Below are 2,904 nucleotides of genomic sequence, written 5' to 3' on the forward strand. Positions count from 1 at the left end.
GCAGGGGGGGAGGGAATTCAGGAATGATTTACCGTAGGGTTTGGTAATAATCCGGGAGTCGAGGATAGCGACGATGCCGGAGTCTTTTTTGCTGCGGATCAAGCGTCCGACTCCTTGGCGGAATTTCAGTACGGCCTCGGGCACGGAAAAGTCGGCGAAGGAATTACCCCCATTGGCTTCGATATATTCCAGGCGCGCCTCGATGACGGGGCTATCAGGAACGGCAAAGGGCAGGCGTGTGATAATGACATTACTCAAGGCTTGGCCGGGGACATCCACCCCGGTCCAGAAACTGTCCGTCCCGAAAAGCACCGAGTCCGTGTCTTGCTTAAATTCCTGGAGCAATTTGTGCCGTTGGATGCCTTCCCCCTGGACCAGGAGCCGGATATTCATATCATCAAAAAGCGGGCGCAGGGTGTCGGTACAGCTTTTGAGGATGCGGTAGCTGGTGAAAAGGACAAAGGCTTTCCCGTGGGTCATCCGGATAAAGTGCTCGATCCAGTGGCAGATACTTTTGACGTATTCAGTTTCGGCTTTCGGATCTGGGATATTCTTCGGGATATAAACCTTCATTTGTGATTGGAAATCGAAAGGGGAACCTAGGATATGGGCATCGGCATCATCGGCACCGACGCGGGAAGAGAAATAGTCTAATGATTTATTCACCGCGAGGGTGGCACTGGTCATGATGGTGGAGTAACCGTCCCGGAAGAGCAGGTCTTTGAGGATGAGGGACATGTCGATCGGGGCGGCGTTAATCGAAAGAGATTCCCCCGACTTCGACTCCTTTGAGGTCCAGTAAACGTAGTCATCCTCGGCTTGCCTCAGGAAAAGCTGGATATTGCCTGCGGTTTCCTGGACACGTTCATTCAGGTAGGAGAGTTCTTCGATCGTGTCTTCATCCTCGAGCTCGATCATTATTTTCGAGAGGTGGCTATTGAGCTTGAGCAGGGGTGAGGACAGGGTATCGGTTACAATCTGCGCTTGTCTCACGCGGAAATCTCCACCCTTGGAGAAATTACTTTTGGCCTCGACCTCCTTAAAAAAACGGGCGCCGTTTTCGAGGCAATGGGTGGCGAGCTCGATCCCGGTGCCATCCCGGAGCACGGCCAGTAATCCCTTTTTAGTTTTCGGGTGGAAAAGCCTCTGGAGGAGATAATAAAAGTATCCGGAGGATACATTATTAGCGAGGCATTCACCGGCGACGGACTCGACGGTGTGAGCCTCATCAAAAACGACAAAATCATTCCCGAAAAGGAAACCTTCCTCAGCGTCGGATTTATTCAGGTTCAGGAAAAAGAGATGATGATTCATCACCACGACATTTGCCGAAGCGATTTGCGCGCGGACCTTATGATAAAAACAATCGTCGGCTGAACATTTTTTGGCCGTGCAAATACCGTGTTCGCTGCACACCTGAGACCAGACCTTGGCCTCGGGGACAAAAGGCAGGTCCGAGAGAGTGCCGTCTTTACTGCGCGCGGACCATTCCGCAATTTGTTTGAGTTGGGTTTTCTCGCTTGATTCAAAGAGGCTGTCGGCCATTTCCATGGCTTTAGCGAGGCGTTTCTGGCAGAGGTAATTTTGGCGGCCTTTAAAAAGGACAGCTTTGAACGGGGGTAAAAGTTTTTGAACGAGGGGGATGTCCTTGAGTAGGAGCTGCTCTTGGAGATTGATCGTGTGTGTGGTGATAATGGCCTTGCGCTTGTGGTTCAGCGCAAAAAGTACGGAAGGCACGAGGTAAGCCAGGCTCTTGCCGACACCGGTGCCCGCCTCGACGACGAGTGAACCCTTGATTTCCAGGCTGCGCGCGATGGCTTCGGCCATTTGCTGTTGTTCCGGGCGGTATTCGAATTTCTCGTCTCGGCTCAGGGGACCGTCGGTGGCAAAAAAATCCGATACTTCTGAGACAAAGTCGGAATGGAAATCAACAGGTGCAATCATGGTACGGGCAAAGTACCTAGACAGTTTGCAAATTAATTTTTGAGGGGTCGCCGACGCCGAGGCCAGCCTGGGCACAAGCTGGCACATGGGCCCCGAAATAAGAGGGGGACTGGATGCCGGCGACTTTGCGTAGGGCGATTAATTCGCGTAAGCAGAGGGTATCGATGGCCACGGGATCGTTGGAAATAAAGATCTGACCAGTTTGATCGCTGAAATCGGGCTTAAATAACGGGCCACCGGCGTAACCGGTGATAATGGCATCCATGATATTGAGGATGACTTTATTTTTAATAACGGGATTCGAGTAAATATCGGGAATCGGGGGAACCCCATAATAAGGGGACGTACCGAAACGGCGGTTATTATCGACGGAGCCGATCGCCATATTCACGAGGCATCCATTGATCCCGAAATCGGGATGATCTGTCAGGGAAGCCATATTAATGAGCTTTGTGCAGCGTTGGGTCACGATGCGGGAGAAATATGATTTGGTACTGAGCTGGGTATTACCCGAACCATCCGCATCAACGGAAGCCTTTTTTGCGTTAAAATCCCGGTCTCCCCAGATCAATGTCCCGGTGACCTCGAAATCGTAGGAAGGCTGGTCGCCATAACCCACATCCGGGGCCGTGCCGATAATCGGGACTTGTACTTCCCTTTGGAAAATAGGGAGGAACTGGGCGTTTTCTAGGTCAAAACGGAATTTATCCCATACAATGATATTTTGACTGGGTAGGCCAGCGGCTTTCAGGGCATTGATCACGACCCGGACCATAGCTTTATTTGTGGAGGTAGCCGCGCCGGGGCTCGCAAAAACTTTTAATCCCACGACATCCTGGGGGGTGACCAGCCTTTTCATAGCGGTGGCGGCATTTGACACCCCGTAATAGGCCCCGATCAAACGGTCAGCCATTTGCTCGACGACAGTATTATTCACATTCCACTGAACGATACTGCTAC

The 2,904-nt window shown here is 51.8% G+C and carries 2 protein-coding genes; both read right to left on the reverse strand.

Features of this window, described 5'->3' with window-relative positions:
• The coding region (locus SGI98_11695; protein MDZ4744066.1) for a helicase C-terminal domain-containing protein at positions 1 to 1,944 on the reverse strand (1,944 nt) is incomplete at its 3' end.
• Between the two features lie 16 nt (positions 1,945 to 1,960).
• The coding region (locus SGI98_11700; GenBank protein ID MDZ4744067.1) for a DUF362 domain-containing protein at positions 1,961 to 2,904 on the reverse strand (944 nt) is incomplete at its 5' end.

The organism is Verrucomicrobiota bacterium, assembly GCA_034440155.1.
In the GTDB taxonomy this organism is placed as follows: domain Bacteria; phylum Verrucomicrobiota; class Verrucomicrobiia; order JAWXBN01; family JAWXBN01; genus JAWXBN01.